We start from the raw sequence: 2,182 nt of genomic DNA on the forward strand, positions 1-2,182 counted from the left end.
CAGCTGCGTTTTCTGGACCGCTTGCCCCTGATCCAGCAGCAGCACACGATTTTGCTGGTGCACGCCAGCGTGGACGGTCCCGAGCTGTGGCGCTATGTCTATGATCAGCGGGCGGCCAGCGCCAGTCTGGACGCGGCCGCCGTCTGGCCGGAAGTGCGTCATGTTTTTTGCGGGCACGTGCACCTGCAAACCCTCTATTACCGGGGCGCCGGGGCTGACTTGATGAAGTTCATGCCGACGCCCGGCGTGGCCGTACCGGTGCCGCGACATCGCCACTGGCTGGCCACCATCGGCTCGGTGGGACAGCCGCGCGATGGCAATCCGCAGGCCATGTACGCCTTGTTTGACAGTGACAAATTGCAGCTGACCTTTCACCGGGTCTCTTACGACCACCATGCCGCTGCCGCGGCCATCCGGCAGGCCAGTTTGCCGGCCTTCTTTGCCGACCGACTGGAGCTTGGGCGATGAAGCTGCTGGAGCCCGGCGCACAGCTGGACGGTTTCACGATCGAAGAGTGCGTCCATTCCGGCGGCATGGCCCACATTTACCGCGTGCACTATACGCAGGGTGAAACCGACGGGGCCAGCGATCCGGGTTTTCCCCTGGCCATGAAAGTACCGCGCATGACCGCCGGTGACGGCGCCGAGAATATTGTCAGCTTCGAGGTGGAGCACCGCATCATGCAGGTCCTGTCGGGCCCGCACGTGCCGCGCTTCGTGGCCGCGGGTGATCTGGAAAACGTGCCCTATCTCGTCATGGAGTACGTGCATGGGCACACCCTGCAACACCGGCTTGATGAGCCGGAGCGCCCCAGTGTGGCGGAGCTGGCCCGTCTCGGCGCGGCCGTGGCACTGGCGGTGCACAGCCTGCACCAGCAAAACACGGTGCATCTGGATTTGAAACCGGCCAATGTGCTCATCCAGCGCGATGGCAACGCCGTGCTGCTGGACTTTGGCCTGTCCTGCAATGCGCTCTACCCCGATCTTCTGGCCGAGCAACTGCGCAAAGCGGTGGGCTCGCCAGCCTGGATTGCGCCGGAACAAGTGGTGGGCGTGCGCGGGGACCCGCGCAGCGACATTTTCGCCATCGGTGTCATGTTGTACCAGCTGGCCACCGGAGAGTTGCCGTTTGGCGCACCCCAGACCGAGGGCGGGCTGCGCCAGCGGCTGTGGATGGACCCGCCGCCGCCGCGCAAGCTGCAGCCACAGCTGCCGGAGTGGCTGCAGGAAGTTATTCTGCGCTGCCTGGAGCCCGAGGCTGCCAAACGCTACCCGTCGGCGGCGCACCTGGCGTTTGACCTGCGCCATCCCGAGCAGGTCGTGGTCACCGCGCTCGGCCGCAACCTCAAAGGCACCGGCTTTGGCACCCATTTCAAACGCTGGTTCAAGGCTGCGGGCATGCATTACCAGGCCAGTCCCCTGCCGTCCCAGCAGATTGAAGAAGTGCCCATCGTCATGGTGGCGATTCCGCACAAAGACGTGCTCGACGCCACGCTCTACTCGCTGCGCCAGGCGGTCGCGCGTTCGCTGGGGACGCGCCCCGGCGCCCGCTTGGCATGCGTGACCGTGATCTCCCCCGGACAGACCAGCACCTCCAATGACCTGACCAGCGAGACCAGCGTGCAGCGCCGGTACCTGGCCAGCCTGCGCCAGTGGGCACAGCCGCTGGACATGCCGGGCCACCAAACCTCGTACCACGTGCTGGAGTCGGGCGATGTGGCGCAGGCGCTGGTGAACTACGCGGTGGGCAACCAGGTCAGCCTGATCGTCATGGGGGCCGCGACGCACGGCCTGAAGACGCAACGCTTTGTCGCCACCGTGCCCATCAAGGTCGCCATGGACGCGCCCTGCACCGTGATCTTGGTCAAGCAAGCCCTGCCGTTTGAGCTGCTGGTCGAACAAGCGGCCCAATTGAAACCGGCCTGGAACCGGGAGCTGGACGCGCCTTTTTGAGAAATTGTGGAACAGACCGCAGCGACACGAAGTGCGCCAGCGCTGTCCCCAACACTTTAGATGGCTGGCAGGAACGACAATGCGTGCATGTCGTCACTTTCTCCCAATCTCTCTGCGCGTCACCCATTCGAGTCGCTCACGCCCGACGTCGTCATGGATGCGCTGGCCAGTGTCGGCCTGTATGGCGACGGCCGGCAACTGGCCCTGAGCTCTTACGAGAACCGCGTCTA

The 2,182-nt window shown here is 64.8% G+C and carries 1 protein-coding gene and 2 pseudogenes; all 3 read left to right on the top strand.

The window, feature by feature from the left end; translation table 11 throughout:
- Positions 1-468, top strand: a pseudogene (locus tag B3V69_RS15360) (metallophosphoesterase family protein); the annotation flags it as partial.
- Entirely contained in the window at positions 465-1,952 is a 1,488-nt protein-coding gene (locus tag B3V69_RS15365) for a serine/threonine protein kinase (RefSeq protein WP_296447890.1), read from the top strand. The pseudogene B3V69_RS15360 and the gene B3V69_RS15365, both read left to right, overlap by 4 nt.
- An 87-nt stretch (positions 1,953-2,039) precedes the next feature.
- A pseudogene (locus B3V69_RS15370) lies at positions 2,040-2,182 on the top strand (serine/threonine protein kinase); the annotation flags it as partial.

The organism is Rhodoferax sp. UBA5149 (assembly GCF_002413825.1).
Lineage (GTDB): Bacteria > Pseudomonadota > Gammaproteobacteria > Burkholderiales > Burkholderiaceae_C > Rhodoferax.